13 protein-coding genes are annotated in these 16,751 nt (G+C 62.5%); 5 read left to right on the forward strand and 8 right to left on the reverse strand.

The genetic code is table 11. The features are described 5' to 3' along the window. Positions 1-31 precede the first annotated feature (31 nt). From B0G74_RS30505 to B0G74_RS30525, 5 genes are all read right to left on the reverse strand, one after another. The gene (locus tag B0G74_RS30505; RefSeq protein WP_132379188.1) at positions 32-601 is read right to left on the reverse strand and encodes a YbhB/YbcL family Raf kinase inhibitor-like protein; all 570 of its coding nucleotides are present in this window, start codon (positions 599-601) and stop codon (positions 32-34) included. A gap of 39 nt (positions 602-640) precedes the next feature. After that, positions 641-1,420: an ROK family protein gene (locus tag B0G74_RS30510; protein WP_132379190.1), complete on the reverse strand. Its 780-nt coding sequence runs from the start codon at positions 1,418-1,420 to the stop codon at positions 641-643. A gap of 140 nt (positions 1,421-1,560) precedes the next feature. Further along, the gene (gene zwf, locus B0G74_RS30515) at positions 1,561-3,171 is read right to left on the reverse strand and encodes a glucose-6-phosphate dehydrogenase (RefSeq protein ID WP_132379192.1); all 1,611 of its coding nucleotides are present in this window, start codon (positions 3,169-3,171) and stop codon (positions 1,561-1,563) included. Positions 3,172-3,320: 149 nt separating this feature from the next. Then, positions 3,321-6,128 carry a glucosidase gene (locus tag B0G74_RS30520; protein ID WP_132379194.1) on the reverse strand — a complete coding sequence of 936 codons (2,808 nt, stop codon included), beginning with the start codon at positions 6,126-6,128 and terminating at the stop codon, positions 3,321-3,323. Between the two features lie 51 nt (positions 6,129-6,179). Continuing rightward, positions 6,180-8,165, reverse strand: coding sequence for an amylo-alpha-1,6-glucosidase (locus B0G74_RS30525; RefSeq protein ID WP_132379196.1), 1,986 nt, complete (start codon positions 8,163-8,165; stop codon positions 6,180-6,182). A 45-nt stretch (positions 8,166-8,210) separates the two neighbouring features. Between B0G74_RS30525 and B0G74_RS30530 the strand changes: the two genes are divergently transcribed. From B0G74_RS30530 to B0G74_RS30540, 3 genes are all read left to right on the forward strand, one after another. Next, positions 8,211-8,690 (forward strand): hypothetical protein, encoded by a 480-nt coding sequence (locus tag B0G74_RS30530; RefSeq protein ID WP_243658353.1) that lies wholly within the window; start codon positions 8,211-8,213, stop codon positions 8,688-8,690. Between the two features lie 58 nt (positions 8,691-8,748). Continuing rightward, positions 8,749-10,902: a phospholipase C, phosphocholine-specific gene (locus tag B0G74_RS30535; protein ID WP_132379198.1), complete on the forward strand. Its 2,154-nt coding sequence runs from the start codon at positions 8,749-8,751 to the stop codon at positions 10,900-10,902. Positions 10,903-11,055: 153 nt separating this feature from the next. Next, positions 11,056-11,325 (forward strand): cupin domain-containing protein, encoded by a 270-nt coding sequence (locus tag B0G74_RS30540; RefSeq protein ID WP_132379200.1) that lies wholly within the window; start codon positions 11,056-11,058, stop codon positions 11,323-11,325. A 42-nt stretch (positions 11,326-11,367) separates the two neighbouring features. Here B0G74_RS30540 and B0G74_RS30545 read toward each other — a convergent pair whose 3' ends face one another. Further along, on the reverse strand, positions 11,368-12,483 hold the full coding sequence (locus tag B0G74_RS30545; protein ID WP_132379202.1) for a succinylglutamate desuccinylase/aspartoacylase family protein: 1,116 nt from the start codon (positions 12,481-12,483) through the stop codon (positions 11,368-11,370). Between the two features lie 39 nt (positions 12,484-12,522). Next, entirely contained in the window at positions 12,523-13,290 is a 768-nt protein-coding gene (locus B0G74_RS30550; RefSeq protein ID WP_132379203.1) for a transporter substrate-binding domain-containing protein, read from the reverse strand. Positions 13,291-13,412: 122 nt separating this feature from the next. On the opposite strand from B0G74_RS30550, the gene B0G74_RS30555 reads away from it, so the two are divergent. Continuing rightward, positions 13,413-14,333, forward strand: a complete 921-nt coding sequence (locus tag B0G74_RS30555; RefSeq protein WP_132379524.1) for a LysR substrate-binding domain-containing protein — start codon at positions 13,413-13,415, stop codon at positions 14,331-14,333. A 24-nt stretch (positions 14,334-14,357) separates the two neighbouring features. On the opposite strand, the gene lysA is transcribed toward B0G74_RS30555, so the two are convergent. Then, positions 14,358-15,641, reverse strand: coding sequence for a diaminopimelate decarboxylase (gene lysA, locus B0G74_RS30560; RefSeq protein WP_132379205.1), 1,284 nt, complete (start codon positions 15,639-15,641; stop codon positions 14,358-14,360). Between the two features lie 70 nt (positions 15,642-15,711). On the opposite strand from lysA, the gene B0G74_RS30565 reads away from it, so the two are divergent. After that, positions 15,712-16,641 (forward strand): LysR family transcriptional regulator, encoded by a 930-nt coding sequence (locus B0G74_RS30565; RefSeq protein ID WP_132379207.1) that lies wholly within the window; start codon positions 15,712-15,714, stop codon positions 16,639-16,641. Positions 16,642-16,751 lie beyond the last annotated feature (110 nt).

Consider the following 16,751-nt stretch of genomic DNA (forward strand, 5'->3'; position numbering starts at 1 on the left):
GCGTAGTCGCCTGTCGCGACGGCCGCCGCGTTCATCGCCCGTAACGCAGCACCGTGCTCGTCGCCGCAATCACGTGGTCCTTGATTGCGGCGAACAATGCGTCCCGCGTCAAACCGGGCGGCAGCGCATCCGGCGGCAGATCGAGCGCATAGACTTGCGCGACGTAGTGATGCGGGTTGTCCCCCACTGGCGGGCATGGTCCGTAATATCCCGTGCCGCCCGTCCGATTCGTGCCGGCGACGCTGCCGGGCGGCTGGCTGCCGCCCGCGCCAAGCGAAGTCGTCGAGGGCGCGACGCCATATAGCACCCAGTGCACGATTCCCAGACCCTTTCCGCCGTCGGGATCGAACAGGGTCACCGCATAACTCTTCGTGCCGGCTGGCGCATTCCGCCATTGCAGAGCCGGTGACACATTGCCGCCACCGCAATTGTTCGCGCTCGCCGCGTGGCTCGAATCCAGCGTGCCGCCGTCGGCCAAACCCGGTGACGTCACCACGAAGACTTCCGCCGCGCGGGCATGCACCGCGGCAAGCGCCAGCGCGGCAGACACGCCGACCGATAACAGGCGTCGTGCGACGCCGAAGCGACTGCTGCGAATCATCGTTTGTTACTCCGGCTAGGGTTCAGCGGTGGTCCAACCTCACTTGAAGCGGCCCGTCCGCTCATTCGCTTCCGGCAATTGCCGCGTCTCACGCACGGACCTCGGATGCCATAAACGCGCGCCGCCTTCGATACCCGCATCGTTCGAAACGGTGGCCGTGTTCGCTGGCAGATCGATCGTGAGGCGCGCCGCGTTGCCGCCGCCGATCCACAGTTTGTCGTAGTTCACCAGCGCGCCCAGAATCCCGATCACCTTCTCAACGCGCCGGTTCCACCGTTTATTCCCGGCTTTTTCACGTGCCGCGTCGCCGATGTATTCGTCGTACGCCACGCCCTTCTTGCTGACCGGATGATGCGCGAGCTCCAGATGGGGCATCAGCTCGCCGTCGCGAAACATCGCCGTGCCCGCGCCCGTGCCGAGCGTCAGCACGAATTCGAGGCCGTGGCCTTCTATCGCGGCGAAGCCCTGCATCTCGGCGTCGTTGATCATGCGCACCGGCAAGCCGCCCAGGCGCTGCGCCAGCGAATCGGCGAGCGGAATGTCGTGCCAGCCTTCCACGCCGAAGTGCGGCGCGGTCAGGATGCGGTTGTTGCGCACCACGCCCGGAAAGCCAATCGACATCAGCATAGGCGGCTCCTGTTCGACGAGCGGCGCAACCAGCTTCGCAAGCGCGTCCACGAGTTGATCCGGCGTGCACGGATGTGGCGTCGCCACCCGCAGGCGCTCGGTTTTCATCTTGCCGTCGGCGTCGATGATCGCGGCTTTCAAGCCGGTACCGCCGACGTCGATTGCCAGAATCCGCTCGGTGCTGGCGGTCACTTTCGTCTTACTTGCCGTCCTGCTTGGCGTCTTGCCTGGTGCCTTGCGGGTCGTCTTGCTAGCCGTCTTGCCTGACGTCTTAGGTGTCGTCTTGCGTGTCACCACGGTGTCCCCCGATTGTGTTGGTGCGACTCGTTGAATTACTTCTTCTGCACAGCATCCCTTTTCAACGGCCGCCATGCGTGACCGTCGCGCGCCAATAGCGCGTCTGCTTCCGCGGGGCCTTCGCTGCCGGCCGCATAACCATGCACCGGCATCGCGCCGCCGGCTTTCGGATGCAGCACGTCGTCCACCGCGCACCAGCTCGTTTCGATGCTGTCGGCGCGCTGGAACAGCGTCTCGTCGCCGAGCATGCAGTCGTAGAGCAACGTCTCATAGCCGACGTTGGCGCGTTCCGCGAAGAAGTCGGCATAGTCGAACGACGACTGCACCGCGCCGATCTGCATGACCGGCCCCGGCGTTTTAACGTTGAAGTCGAAGCTCGTGCCGTGAGCCGGATCGATGCGCAAGGTCAGCACGTTCGGCGTGAGCGCATCGACGGGTGTGTCGCGGAACAGGCGGAACGGCACCGGCTTCAGTTGCACCGAGATTTCCGTGCGACGCGCGGCCAACCGTTTGCCGGTGCGCAGATAGAACGGCACGCCGGCCCAGCGCCAGTTCTCGACGAACACGCGCGCCGCGGCGTACGTTTCCGTCGTGCTGTCCGGCGCGACGTCCGGTTCCTCGCGATAGCCGACACCGGCCGGACCCTTTTCGTATTGACCGAACACGACATCGTCCGGCGTCAGCGGCTTGATCGCGTCGGAGATTTCGGCCTTCTTGTCGCGCACGGCTTCGGCGTCGAACGAATTGGGCGGCTCCATGGCGACCATGCCGAGCAGTTGGAACAGATGGTTCGGCAGCATGTCGCGGAACGCGCCGGTCTGTTCGTAGAACTTGCCGCGCCCTTCCACGCCGATGGTTTCCGCCGCTGTGATCTGCACGCTGTCGATATATTCGCGCCGCCACATGGGTTCGAACAGCGCGTTGGCGAAGCGCACTGCGAGAATGCTCTGCACGGTGTCCTTACCGAGAAAGTGATCGATGCGATACACCTGCGTCTCTTTCGCGTACGACAGGATATGCGCGTTCAGATCGCGCGCCGAGGCGAGATCGGTGCCGAACGGTTTCTCGATCACGATGCGGCGGAAACCGCCGCCGCTGTCGCCCTCTTTCAGCAGACCGGCTTTGCCGAGATGCTCGACGATCGGTTTGAAAAAGCGCGCGCTGACCGCGAGATAGAAGATCACGTTGGCGCCCGGCGTCTGCTCGAGCTTTTGCTTGAGCTTCGTGAAGACATCGTCGGTTTCGAATTCGCCGGCCATGTATTCGAGGCGTTGCGCGACCCAGTCCCACGCCTTGTCGTCGAGCTTGCCGGCGTGGAAAGTGCTGGCTTTGTCGGCGGCAAACTGTTCGAGCGACTTGTGCAGATCTTCGCGCCACACGCTAGTCTCGCGCTCGCCATGATTCACGCCGATGATTTTCATGCCGTCGTCGAGCAGGCCATCCACCGCGAGGTTGTACATCGCCGGCATCAAAAGCCGCTTGGTCAGGTCGCCGCCGGCGCCGAAGATCACCAGCGTACACGGCGGCGCGGGCCGCTTGCCGGGCGGCGAGGCGGGCGCTTCCTGCGGGCTCGCGCTGACTTTGCAGCTCGGTAGTTGACTGGCGGCGGGGCGATCGGCTGCTGGGGTATTCGATGTAGTCGACATGGGATTCACTTTTGGAAACCAATGGAACGGACGTGGTGGTACATGAAAGACCACGCTTGAACCCACACAGTTCAAAAACAGCCACGCAACCTGTTCACTATGCGACGTTGTATGGCTTGTGCAACCTCACTCGCTTGCGCCGCCGCGCACTACTTCGCCGATGCGTGCGCCGGCTCGGGGACAGACGCGGGCTCCGCCGGGCGCGCAGGCGCTGTGGCTTGCGCCGAAGGTGAAGTTGGAATCGGCGCCTGATCCGGTTCGCCCGCCAGCGGCACATTGCCCGACGCGCTCATCGCGCGCGGCTGCAACAGCAACGCAACCAGCCCGGTCCAGCCGGTCTGATGCGAAGCGCCCACGCCGCGTCCGCTATCGCCATGGAAATACTCATGGAACAGGATCAGATCGCGCGAACGCGGGTCGGCCTGTAACAGCGGATAAGCACCCATGACCGGACGCTCGCCGTCCTTGTTCTTAAGAAACAGCGTAGTGCAGCGGCGCGCCAGTTCGTCGGCGATGTGGCTCAGCGAGAACTTCTCGCCCGAGCCGGTCGGATACTCGACTTTAAAATCCTCACCGTAATAGCGGTGAAATTCGTATAGCGACTCGATCAACAAATAGTTCACCGGCATCCACACCGGACCGCGCCAGTTAGAATTGCCGCCGAACACACGCGTATCGGATTCGGCCGGCAAATACTTCACGGTAAAACTGTCGCCATTGTGATTGAACACGAACGGATGATCGCGGTGGTACCGCGACAGTGCCCGCACGCCATGATCGGAAAGAAATTCGCTTTCGTCGAGCGCGCGGCGCAACAACGCTTTCATGCGATGCCCACGCAATAGCGAGAGCAGCAGCGCATTGCCCTTGCCCGGCTCGTTCCAGCGCGAAACCAGCTTCGCCAGATCGGGACGATGTTCGAGGAACCAGACAAGCCGTTCGCGCAAACACGGCAAGCCGCCATGCAGACGCTCTTCGAGCACGTGCACCGCAAATAGCGGAATCAGACCCACGATCGAGCGCAACCGCATGGGAATGCTGCTGCCGTCCGGCAGGTGCAGCTTGTCATAGAAGAACTCGTCCTCGTTGTCCCACAGGCCCGTTTCGCAGCCGTCGTCGCAACTCACGGCCTCGGCGATATACAGAAAGTGCTCGAAGAACTTCACGCCGATGTCGACGAACACGTGATTGGCGTACGCGAGTTCCAGCGCGATACGCATCAGGTCGAGCGCGTACGCGGCCATCCACGCCGTACCGTCGGACTGATCGATGTGGCCGCCGGTCGGCAGCGGCGATGAACGGTCGAATATCCCGACGTTATCTAGCCCGAGAAAACCGCCCTGGAAAATATTGTGGCCGTCGGCGTCCTTGCGGTTCACCCACCATGTGAAATTCAGCAACAGCTTATGGAACACGAGTTCCAGAAAATCGCGATCCGCCTTGCCGGTGAGCGCGCGGTCGATTTCATACACGCGCCACGCGGCCCACGCATGCACAGGCGGATTGGCGTCGCCGAGCGCCCATTCATAGGCGGGGATCTGACCGTTCGGATGCTGATAGCGGTCCTTTACCAGCAGTAGCAACTGCCGTTTCGCGAACGCCGGGTCGATCAGCGCGAATGCGGCCGCATGAAACGCCAGGTCCCACGACGCGTACCACGGGTATTCCCACTTATCGGGCATCGACACGATGTCCGCATTGCACAGATGCCGCCAGTCCATATTGCGGCCGCGTTTGCGGCCGGCGGGCGGGGTCGGCTGAAGCGGATCGCCGTCGAGCCAGCGCTGCACGTCGTATTGGTAGTACTGCTTCGACCACAGCATGCCGGCGAGTGCCTGGCGCTGCACGAGCCGCGCATCGGGGTCGGTGATCTCGTGTTGCAGCGCGCCATAGAATTCGTCGGCCTCGGCGATGCGGTGCGCGAAGATCGCATCGGCATCGAGCTGCACGTCGTCGGGACTCGACTGCGGACGCCAGCGCATGTACACCACGGCGCGTCCATATGGTTCGAGCTCGATCGCCGCATGCGCGCCGGCCTTGGTGCCCGCGTTGCGGCGAATCGCCTGTTCATCGCCGTGCACGATGTAATCGTTGAAGCCGTCTTTGAACGGGCCCGCGCCGTCCATGTTGAAGAGGCGCTTGACGTTGGTGTCGTTCTCGCAGAAGAGCCACGTCAGCTGCGGTGCGTCTTTCGACCAGGCGGTAACGACAATCGGCTCATGGCCATGCTGATGCCCGACCACATGCACCTCGCCATTGTGGTCCGTGCCGGCGGCGAGCGAGGGCTTGTCTTTGCTCTCCTTCCACGACCATGAATTGCGCGCCCAGATTTGCGGCAGCACATCCAGCGAGGCCGCCTGATCGCCGCGATTCTCGATGGTCACGCGCATGAGAATGTCGTCCGGCGCGTGTTTGGCGTATTCCACCTGCACGTCGAAGTAGCGCAAATCGTCGAACACGCCCGTGTCGAGAATTTCGTACTCCGGCATGTCGCCGCCACGGCGCCCGTTTTCCTGAACGAGGTCGTCGTACGGAAAGGCGGCTTGCGGATACTTGTAGAGCATGCGCATGTACGAATGCGTCGGCGTGCCGTCGACGTAGAAGTACAGCTCCTTCACGTCCTCGCCATGATTGCCCTGCGCATTCGTGACGCCGAACAGACGCTCCTTCAGGATCGCGTCCTTGCGGTTCCATAGCGCGAGCGAGACGCACCAGCTCAGCTTGTCGTCGCCGAAACCGGCAATGCCGTCCTCACCCCAGCGATACGCGCGGCTGCGCGCATGGTCGTGCGGAAAATAGTCCCAGGCGGTGCCGTCCGGGCTGTAATCCTCGCGCACGGTACCCCATTGACGCTCGCTGAGATACGGCCCCCAGCGCTGCCAATGCGCACAGTCGGCCGAATGCAGCCGTGAACCTTCAATGGTGGCGAGCAGATTGGCAGCGCGCAGCGGTGGCATGACTACATCCTTGCATCGGGCTTGGCGGTGGGACACACATCGTAGCGCGGTTTAGGCACCCGCGGTCGCCAACCCGGCGAGCAGGTGTTCAATGCGCAGCAACTCTCCCAGCGACCACGCCTGAAACGGCGTGCCGGCGAGTGCGTGCGGCGCATCGCCGTCGGCGATTTCGGAGAGATGGTCGAGACCGGCGTGGTCGAGATGCGCGTAGAGCGGGTCGAGAAAACGCGTTTTCGCCTGCATACGGGCATCCGCCGCGCCGCCGTGGACTCGCAGCCACGCTTCGACGAACGGGCCGAGCAGCCACGGCCACACGGTTCCTTGATGATAGGCGCCATCGCGCTCGAGTGGAGACCCGTTGTAGTGTCCGCGATAGGCAGGATCGGACGGCGCGAGCGTCCGCAGTCCCAGCGGCGTGAGCAACTGCGCTTCCACCTGATCGAGCACCGCGCGCGCCGGTGCGCCCTCCAGCAACGGAAACGGCAGGCCGCCTACGGCAAAGATCTGGTTGGGCCGGATCGCGCGATCTATCGCGCCTTTGACGTGGTCGACGTCCACGTTGTCGAAAAGCGCTTGCGTGGACGGATCGACGAAGCGTTCATGAAACGCTTGCAACGCTCGCTCAGCGGCCGGCTGCCACCGCGGATTCCACGTTGCTGCAATGCGCAATGCGTTGATCCAAAGTGCTTGCACCTCGACCGGCTTGCCGATGCGCGGCGTCACCACCCAGTCGCCGACTTTCGCATCCATCCACGTGAGTTGCACGCCGGGTACGCCGGCGCTCAGCAGGCCATCGTCGGCTGACGCCTGGATGTTGAAGCGCGTGCCTTTCGTGTAGCCCGTGAGGATGGATTCGCTGGCCTCTTGCAGCCGCTGCTGCGTTGCAGCGCTCGCGTGATGCGTCGCCAGATAGTCGTGGACGGCGACGATGAACCACAGCGATGCGTCGACGGAGTTGTATTCCGGCGTGTCGCCATAGTCGGGAAAGCGATTCGGCAGCATGCCTTCTGACAACGTACTCGACCATTCGAGCAGGATCGCTTCCGCGGCGTCGAGCCGGCCCGATGCGATCAGCAAGCCACGCATCGCGATGAACGTGTCGCGCCCCCAGTCGGTGAACCACGGAAAACCCGCGAGGATCGTGCGGCCTTCGTTGCGCGTCACGACGTAGGCGTCGGCGGAGCGCTGCAGGCGTGAGCCGAGCGCGTCGCGGCGTTGTTGTTCGATGCGCGCGAGTTCTGCTGCGTGGATGGCTGCCGCTCTTGCGTTCGCCGGTTGCGTTCCGCTCGTGGCGCCTGAAGCGCTGAGAATCATCACCGCTTCGCCATCGGCGAGATTGAAGCTGAACACGCCGGGCGTGGCGAGATCCTCGCCGAAGTCGAGGCCGCGCTCCCGCTCGCGAACATAGCAGAAGTTGCGATACCAATCGGGCGCGTGCGTGTAGACGCCATTCGTCGCGGCGTGGATTACCGGCAGGTCGCCGTAGGGTTGCCAATATACGCTGGCCTGGCCGTCGCTCGTCTGCGCGTTGAAGTTGAACGCGGCGTTTTCATGGTGCAGCGCATGATAGTCGCGGCCCGACAGCAGCGGCCTGACTTTCAATGTCAGCGTGCTCGCTTGAGAAGCGACTCCAGCACCACCGTCCAGGCGCCAGCGCAAAACAGTTTCGCGGGTCGTCTTGCTGACGAACACATCAGCGGTCACCACTAGCTGCGCGGCGATCTGAAAACGCCACGTTGGCCATGGCTTCGTATCGAACGCGGCAAGACTCGCTGTCAGGTCCGGATAAATCAAGTCGGGCACGTACCGCTGCATGCTCAATGGATAACGCTCGCCGTTCGCTTCGAGCCACGCCTCCACGCCGTTGACCAGCACCACGCGCCCGCCTGGCGCGCGCGTCGCGGTGAGCAGCAACGCGTGATAGCGGCGCGTGCGCAGCGTGCCCACGGTGCCCGACGCGAAACCGCCAAAGCCGTCTGCTTCCAGCCATTCGTCTTCGAGGCGCGTGATGTCGAAGGGTTGTTCGATGTGTGTCATGAACTTATCGGTTGAGCAAAGCCGTCCATTTTTCAGCGCGCCTGAATGTCAGGCATAAGGCGCCGCGGTGACCATTCTCCTACTTATCACTTTCCACTTTCTTTCGAAAAACCGACTTATCGACGCAAGTTTTACCACTCGCAAACGTTTCACAATTATTTCTTGAAAGGATTAGACACTGCATCCGCTTTCACGAAACTGGATGTAGACATGGGACAAAACAAACGCGTCGCGAGTGCCGTTTTGGTTGCACTTGCAACTTTAGCGTTGAGCGGTTGCGGTGCGGATGATTCCGCGCCGTCGGCAGCATCGACAACGCCGGCCGCTGCGAACAACGACGCCGCGCCGAATGCGGCGGCAGCGCCCGCAACGCCAATCCTCAACGCATCCTCAACACTCGCGGCAGACCCGGCAGCGGCCTCCGATCCAATCACGCAGAACATGCAAGCCAGTCTCGCCGCGGACAACCAGCAAGTCGCGCCTGTCATGCATTACGCACCCGGCGACAGCGCCAGCAGCAACTGACCTAATTCCACCGGCGCGCGTGGCGCGCTATTCTTCCCCCCGCAGAAGGTGATATTCGATGACATCAACTAGCCGTCGCCGTTTCCTGCAGACCGTGGCTTCATCCGCCGGCGCTGCCGCCGCGCTGACCGCGCTGCCCGAGTCGATTCGCAATGCGCTCGCCGTTCCCGCGTTTTCGCGCACCGGCACGATCCGCGATGTCGAGCACATCGTCGTATTCATGCAGGAGAACCGCTCGTTCGACCACTACTTCGGCCATATGCGCGGCGTGCGTGGCTACAACGACCGCTTCCCGATTCCGCTGCCGAACGGCAAGCCGGTGTGGTATCAACCGTCGAAGGAAGATCCGACCCAGCCGGTTCTGCCGTTCCATCTGAACACGGCGACCACCAGCGCGCAATGCGTCGGCGATCTGGATCACTCCTGGTACAAGACTCATGCCGCGATCGACGGCGGCCGCTACGACCAGTGGCCCGCCAACAAGACCGACATGACGATGGGCTATCACCTGCGCAGCGACATTCCGTTCCACTACGCGCTGGCCGATGCGTTCACCATCTGCGACGCGTACTTCTGCTCGCTGCCGGGACCGACGCACCCGAACCGCTCGTATCTGATGACCGGCATGGTCGATCCGAGCGGCACGCTGGGTGGACCGCTGCTCGACAACAACGATTTCGTCGACGGCGACGGTCCGCCGAATTATCAGTTGCTCTCGTGGACCACGTACCCGGAACGTCTGCAATCCGCGGGCATTTCGTGGCAGGTGTACCAGCAGGGGCTGACCGGCGCCGATCCGTTGAACGGCAACTACGGCACCAACATCCTGCAGAACTTCACGAATTTCATCAACGCGCAGCCGGGTTCGCCGTTGTATGAGCGCGCGCAAACCGTGCGCACCATCGACGACCTGAAGGCCGACGTGCTGGCCAACAAGCTGCCGCAAGTGTCGTGGTTGTGCCCGCCGGCCGCGTACTCGGAACACCCGAGCTATACGCCCGCATACGGCGCGGAGTACACCTCGCAGATTCTCGATGCGTTGACGTCGAATCCCGAGGTGTGGAGCAAGACGGTGTTGTTCATCATGTACGACGAGAACGACGGCTTCTTCGATCACCTCGTGCCGCCGCAACCGGCGACGACCGGCGCGCAAGGCAAGTCGACGGTCAGCACCGAAGGCGAAATTCACAACGTGGTGAATCCGCAGCGCGGCGGCAGCTACACCGCCGACGGCCTGCCGTACGGCCTCGGCCCGCGCGTGCCGATGACGATCGTGTCGCCTTGGAGCAAGGGCGGCTTTGTCTGCTCGCAGGTGTTCGATCATACGTCGGTGATTCGCTTCATCGAAGCGCGCTTTGGCGTGTATGAGCCGAACATCACGGCATGGCGCCGCGCGGTGTGCGGCGACTTGACCACGGCCTTCGACTTCCGCACGCCGGACTCGAAAGTGCCGCCGCTGCCGGACACGAGCAACTACAAGAGCATCGCCGACAACCAGTGCGCAACGCAGCCGAAGCCGACCGTGCCCGCGACGCCGGGCGCTATCGATCCGCAGGAAAGCGGCATTCGTTTCGCGCGCGCGTTGCCGTACGAGTTGCATGTGAATGGCCAGGCCAACGAGAAGAAGAACACGTTCGAGATCTCGATCGGCAACACCGGCGATCAAGGCGCGCACTTCTATATGTACGCGACGAATCGCACGGACGGTCCGTGGCGTTACACCGTCGAAGCGGGCAAGTCGATCAACGAGACGTTCGATCTGACGATGACCAACGGCGTGTACACCTTCGAAGTGTTCGGCCCGAATGGCTTCGTGCGCAAGTTTGCGGGCAACACGCAGCAGTCGACGGCGCAGAACGCGCAGATCGCCGCCGGCCGCGGCAACAACAAACCGGCGGAACCGGAAGTGAAGGTGCAATACGACGCCGCGAACGGCAACGTGTTCCTGAAGTTCAGCAACAAGGGCAGCGGCATTGCGCGTCTGACGGTGACGGACAACGCGTACGGCGCGCGCCCGCGTCCGGTGCTGGTGCCGGCCGGCGCGCATATCGAAGAAGCGTGGGTGCTGGCGTCGAGCCATCACTGGTACGACTTGACGGTGACGAGTCATGACGACGCCAGCTTCTCGCGCCGTCTTGCGGGTCACGTCGAGAATGGGCGTCCGAGCATTAGCGATCCAGCGGCGGTTGCGCCGGTGTTGGTGGTGAACTAAGGGCCGGTGAAGGTAAAGGGCTTCGGTCAGGCGGCCGCCTCGGCGGCGCGCTTGACCGTAGCTCAGCGCAGGTTGTGTCGCGCAAGACGTCCTGCACGAAATGGCGGATAGCGTTACATTCAGTCTTCGCCACTTCCTGCTGATGGGCACATCATGGACCGTAACGCATTCATCGAAAGCCTGACGAAAGAAGGCTTCCCTGACGCCGTGGTTGTCACGCGCGAGGCCAACGTCGAGATGGAAATTCACGAGCATCCATTCGAAGCCAAGGCCCTGATCCTGGAAGGCGAAATGAGCATACGCATGGACGACGAAGTGCGGGCGTATCGCGTCGGCGACGTCTTCCACTTGCCGGCGAACAAGCCGCATGCGGAGCGCTTTGGTCCGAATGGTGTGACGTATCTGGTGGGAAGGAAGCAGTAGGCGCGGCCTGAATGACAGCGCGCGCCTGTAGAAAGAAAAGCATCAGGCACCCAGCAAAACCCCAGTCCTGAAAGCCCGCGTACCCGTCACACGCCCGAGCGGCGCGCCGGCCGTCACGAAGCGAATCGCGCGCCGCATGTAAAGCACACCTTCGGTTTTGCTTGCGATCGTCGTGGTCTCGTCGGTCAGCGGATCGACGATATCGAACAGCGCCTGGCCGACGCGAATCGTATCGCCGATCTTCGCGCGATGAATCAGAATCCCGCTTACGGGCGCATAGAACTGCTCGCTGCCGGCGAGCGGCGTGGCAGGCGACAGCAGCTCCGGCAAGGGCTTGGCATCGAGCTTGATCGCCTTGCGCCACCCCAGATAATCGACAAGCGCGTCGGCATCTTCCTGAGCGACTTCATAGGACACGTCGCGCTGCCCGCGGCATTCCACGGTCACGGCGATCGCACCGTTGGGCACCGGCTTATCGGCCGGCAACTCCTGCTGCAATTTCCACCACAAAAGACTATGCGTTTCATCGAACGATTCGCCGCCTGAATTGGTGGCGAGTAACGACGCCTGTGCGCCGAGATAGCGCGACAACGGCTCGAACTCCGGCCACGCCGCCTCGCTGGTGTAGAGATGCATGGCCGCTTCGAGCGAACAGTGGAGATCGATAATCACATCCGCATCGAACGAGAGTTGCAGCAACGCCAGTTGCAGCGATTCGAACTCGGTCAATGGTTTCTGTTCGGCCAGTTCGTCGGCAATCAACTTTCGCACTAGCCGCACGTTCTCGGCTGCATTGGAACCCAGCGTTTCTTTAGCGCGCGCGACCAGCTTCGAGAACTGCAGGAAGTGGCGATTGAAGTTCTTCCCGCTGCCCAGATCGAAGCGGCCAAGAAACTGCCCGAGCACGTATTGCCCGAGCCCGACCGGATTCGCCACGGGCACCAGCACGATTTCCGCGTTCAGCGCGCCTTGCTTTTCCAGTTCGAGCAAACGACGCTTCAACAACACCGTCGCCAGCATCGCGGGCGTTTCATCGGCATGCAGCGACGACTGGATATAAATCTTCTGCCCGCTATTCGCCGGGCCGAAATGAAACGACACCAGTTCGCGGTGCGTGCCGATAGCCGGCGAGAGAAGCGGAATCGATTGCCTGTTCATGAGCGGGGGTCTGTAGAAGAGAAGTCGGAAGTCGAAGAATCAATTGCCGTACGGATCGAAGTCGAAGTACTTCTTCGCGATCTGCGCGTACGTGCCGTCCTTGAGCATCGAGGCGATCGCCGCGTTGATGGAAGCCTGCACCGCGGTCTCGTCCTTGCGCAAGCCGATGCCCACGCCGCGATCGCCCATCGAAAGCGGTTCGCCGACGAACGCAAAGCCCTTGCCCGCCGGCGTACGCAAGAAACCGATGTCCGCTTCCACCGAACCGAGCAACGCGCCGTCCAGTCGCCCGTTCTGCAAGTCGGCGAACACTTCGTCCTGACTCTTGTACGCCACCACATGCGCGCCGAGCGGCGCCCAGTTCTTCAGCGCATAGCCCTCGAACTGCGTGCCCGACTGCACGCCGATCTGCTTGCCCGCCAGCGCATTCGTGCCGCCCGCGAGCGCCGAACCTTGGCGCGCGATCAGCCGCGACTTGAACTGAAAGAGTTTCGACGAAAACAGAATCTGTTGCTCGCGCTTCTCCGTGATCGCCATCGACGAAAGGATCGCGTCGATCTTGCGCGCCTGCAGCGCCGGAATCATTCCCGAAAATTCGAGTTCGACCCACTGGCAGCGCGCGCGGATGCGCTTGCAGATTTCATTGCCGAGATCGACGTCGAAACCTTTGAAGCTGCCCTCGGGCGCCTTGGCGTCCATCGGCGGATAGCTCGGGTCGATACCGAGGCGCAGCGTGGTGGGCTCAGCGGCAAACGCGCCACTGCTGAAAACCAGCGCGGCGCTCAAGATCATCAACGGAATTTTCATGGGAGCACGAAGTGTGGGTGGGGCGAATGACGACCGAGCTATCCTATGCCGCGTCTGCGCCTCAAAGAAGTCCCATTCGGACTATCATGATCACTTTTACCGATCACTGGACGGCAGCCCTCATGGCGTTGACGATCTCCCAGCTCCGCGCGTTCACCGCCGTGGCCGAGCATGGCAGCATACGCGCGGCCTCGCGGGCGCTCGGCATCGCGCAGAGCGGCATCACGCAACAACTGCAGAATCTCGAATCGATGCTCGGCGCGACCCTGTTCACCCGCACGAACCGCGGCATTGCGCTGACCGCGCTCGGCCAGCGGCTGTTGCAGCGCGCCGGCGCGATTATCGGCGAATGCGAACGCGCCGAACAGGAAGTGCAGCAACTGCGCGGCGACTACGTCGGCGATGTCACCTTCGGCATGACCACCGAACCGCTGATCGATGCGTTCGCGCCGGTGCTGATGGAATTTCGCACGCGCTTCGAGCGGGTCGCGGTGCATCTGCGCACCGGCACTTCGCGCATGATGATTTCGTGGATTCGCGAAGGCACGCTGGATTTCGCGGTTGCGTTGGTATCGAAGCACACGGATACCGCCGATCTCTCGGTGACGCCGCTGTATCCGTCCGATCCGGTGATCGTCTGCCGCCAAGGGCATCCGAAAGCTGGTGCGACCACGCTGGCCGAACTGGTCGATTGCACGTGGGTGGCCACGCGTTCGCCGAATCTCACGGACGATCCGCAAATCAACCGCCTGAACCATCTGTTCGAAAGCCACGGCCTGCCGCCGCCGAAAATCGTCGCGACAGTGGAAGGCCTGTACGAAACGCTGCATCTGGTGAGCGCGACGGATTGCCTGTCGCTGGAAGCGTCGATCGTGGTCAAGCGCGGACCGTTTGCGAGCACGCTCACCGCCATTCCAGTGCGCGAGCGCGCGGTCGAACAGAACGTCTGCCTGCTGCAGCGCGCGGCCATTCCGCTCACGCCCGCCGCGCAGGAACTCGCCACGATGATCGCTTCGTACACGCGCACGGTGCGGGCGCGTTGACGCGGCATTGAGGTGGCGCTGAGATCAGGCCGTCGTTTCGAGCGCGAGCAACTCGTCGACCGTTTGCCGCCGGCGGATCAGTCGCGGCTTGCCATGCTCGAGCAACACCTCGGGCACAAGCGGCCGGCTGTTGTAGTTCGAGGACATCGACGCGCCGTAGGCGCCTGCATCGTGAAACACGATGAAGTCGCCCACTTCGGGTATCGGTATTGAGCGGTTCGTAATGACGCCGCCTGCAACTTGGGTGAAGACATCGCCGGCTTCGCACAGCGGCCCGGCCACTGCGAACGAATCGACCGGCGCTTCGCTCGGCGAGCCGTCGCGTTTCAGCACCGTCATCTCATGATGACTGCCGTAAAACGATGGCCGTACGAGATCGTTGAATCCGGCATCGACCAAAGCAAACTGCTGCGCGGGGCGTCGATTCAATGCGTGAACTTCCGCGACGAGCACGCCCGATTGCGCGACGAGGAAGCGGCCCGGTTCGATCTCCAACCTCACGCCATGCCCGACATGCGCTTCGATCTGCCGGCGCGCCGCGTCCCAAAGCCGGAAGTAGTGCGCGACGTCGATATCGGGCTCGCCTTCGCGATACGGCACTGACAAACCACCGCCCGCGGAAATCGCTTCGATATCGTGGCCCAGGCCCTTCACGGCTTCGACCATCGCATCGCAAACGCGCGACAGATGTCCATAGTCGACGCCCGAACCGATATGCATGTGCAGCCCGACCAGCTTCAGGCGATAACGCCGGATCAGCTCGACCGCGTGCGGCACATCGTCGAGCCAGATGCCATGCTTGCTATGCTCGCCGCCCGTGTTGGTCTTGTTGCTGTGCCCGTGACCGAAGCCCGGATTGATCCGCAGCCACACGCGATGACCTTCGGGCGCATGCCGTCCTATCCGTTCGAGCATATCGAGCGAGCCCACATTGACTGTAATGCGATGCTCGATCACGGTGGCGAGCGTCGCATGATCGATCAGGTCCGCCGTAAACACGACGCCTTCGGGATCGCCATCAGGCGTGAAGCCTGCCGCGAGGCTGCGTTTGAGTTCACCCAACGAGACCGCGTCGACCATCGCGCCTTCCTCGCGCATCAGTTTGAGGATATGCAGGTTCGAACACGCTTTCTGCGCATAGCGGATCACATCGAAGCTGCGCAATTCGGCAATGCGTGTGCGGATTACGTCAGCGTCGTAGACCCACAGCGGCGTGCCGTGCTCGTGGGCGAGTCTGACGAGTTGTTGTGGATTGAATGGCGTCACGGTTCCCGTCTCTTGATGTCGAAGCGTTGGTGTGAGCGACATGATGCGGAAAACGCATCATTCAGTAAAATACCAATTCTTGGCATGCCCATTCACTTCTGATATACCCACCATGGCGCTTACACATCGGCATATCGAAGTCTTCCGCGCGCTGATGACCGCGGGCAGCGTCACCAAAGCGGCCGAGATGCTGTTCACCTCGCAGCCCACGGTGAGCCGCGAACTCGCGCGCATGGAACAGAGCATCGGCTTTGCATTGTTCGAGCGCACGAATGGTCGATTGCGTCCCACCTTGTCCGCGCTCACCTTGTTCGACGAGATCAAGCGCGCGTATGTCGGACTCGAACGTGTGGCGTCCACCGCCGCGAGCCTGCGCGAATTCCAGGGCGGCCAGCTTTCCATCATCGCGTTGCCCGCGTTTTCGCATTCGATCCTGCCGGGCGCGGCGAAGCGCTTTCACGACGCGCAACCGGGCGCAAGTTTGTCGATCGCGACCCAGGAGTCGCCGTTTCTCGAGGAATGGCTGACCGCGCAGCGCTACGATCTCGGCCTGACCGAACACGGCGCGCCTCCGGCGGGCACGCGTCTGACGCCGTTGCTCGAAGTGGATGAAGTGTGCGTGCTGCCCGACGAGCATCCGTTGCTCGGCAAGCGAGTAATCGCATTGAAGGATTTCGCCAATCAGCCGTTCATCAGCCTGTCGTCGAACGATCCGTACCGGATTCAGATCGACGAGGCCTTCGCGCAAGCGGGAATCGCGCGCCGCCAGATCGTCGAGACGCCCACTGCCGTCTCCGTGTGCAGTTTCGTGCGGCACGGGCTTGGCCTCGCGATCGTCAATCCGCTGACAGCCCTCGATTTCGTGGGTCGCCATCTGCATATCCGGCCGCTCGGCGTGTCGTTGCCGTTTCGCGTCAGCGTGATTCAGCCGGAGCATCGTCCGGGTCATCCGTTGGCCGGCGCGTTCGTTCGAGCGTTGCGAAGCGAAGCCGCCGCGCTGCGGCTACAATTGAAATCCCACACCGGACGCAAGCAGCAGTGAGCGCTTTGTTCGCGAATCAACGCGTGGGCAATCGCCGACCTCCACCGAAAGAATCCGGGCACGCTTCAAGCTAAACACAGCAGCACACCGATTGCGGACGCGAACGACGC

Origin of the sequence: Paraburkholderia sp. BL9I2N2, from assembly GCF_004339745.1 — a bacterium.
Classification (GTDB): domain Bacteria; phylum Pseudomonadota; class Gammaproteobacteria; order Burkholderiales; family Burkholderiaceae; genus Paraburkholderia.

What these genes read in the sequence shown, in the direction of transcription:
- B0G74_RS30505 (WP_132379188.1), bottom strand. Translation starts at nt 601, where the DNA reads ATGATTCGCAGCAGTCGCTTCGGCGTCGCACGACGCCTGTTATCGGTC.
- zwf (WP_132379192.1), bottom strand. Translation starts at nt 3,171, where the DNA reads ATGTCGACTACATCGAATACCCCAGCAGCCGATCGCCCCGCCGCCAGT.
- B0G74_RS30520 (WP_132379194.1), bottom strand. Translation starts at nt 6,128, where the DNA reads ATGCCACCGCTGCGCGCTGCCAATCTGCTCGCCACCATTGAAGGTTCA.
- B0G74_RS30525 (WP_132379196.1), bottom strand. Translation starts at nt 8,165, where the DNA reads ATGACACACATCGAACAACCCTTCGACATCACGCGCCTCGAAGACGAA.
- B0G74_RS30530 (WP_243658353.1), top strand. Translation starts at nt 8,211, where the DNA reads ATGTCAGGCATAAGGCGCCGCGGTGACCATTCTCCTACTTATCACTTT.
- B0G74_RS30535 (WP_132379198.1), top strand. Translation starts at nt 8,749, where the DNA reads ATGACATCAACTAGCCGTCGCCGTTTCCTGCAGACCGTGGCTTCATCC.
- B0G74_RS30540 (WP_132379200.1), top strand. Translation starts at nt 11,056, where the DNA reads ATGGACCGTAACGCATTCATCGAAAGCCTGACGAAAGAAGGCTTCCCT.
- B0G74_RS30545 (WP_132379202.1), bottom strand. Translation starts at nt 12,483, where the DNA reads ATGAACAGGCAATCGATTCCGCTTCTCTCGCCGGCTATCGGCACGCAC.
- B0G74_RS30550 (WP_132379203.1), bottom strand. Translation starts at nt 13,290, where the DNA reads ATGAAAATTCCGTTGATGATCTTGAGCGCCGCGCTGGTTTTCAGCAGT.
- B0G74_RS30555 (WP_132379524.1), top strand. Translation starts at nt 13,413, where the DNA reads ATGGCGTTGACGATCTCCCAGCTCCGCGCGTTCACCGCCGTGGCCGAG.
- lysA (WP_132379205.1), bottom strand. Translation starts at nt 15,641, where the DNA reads ATGTCGCTCACACCAACGCTTCGACATCAAGAGACGGGAACCGTGACG.
- B0G74_RS30565 (WP_132379207.1), top strand. Translation starts at nt 15,712, where the DNA reads ATGGCGCTTACACATCGGCATATCGAAGTCTTCCGCGCGCTGATGACC.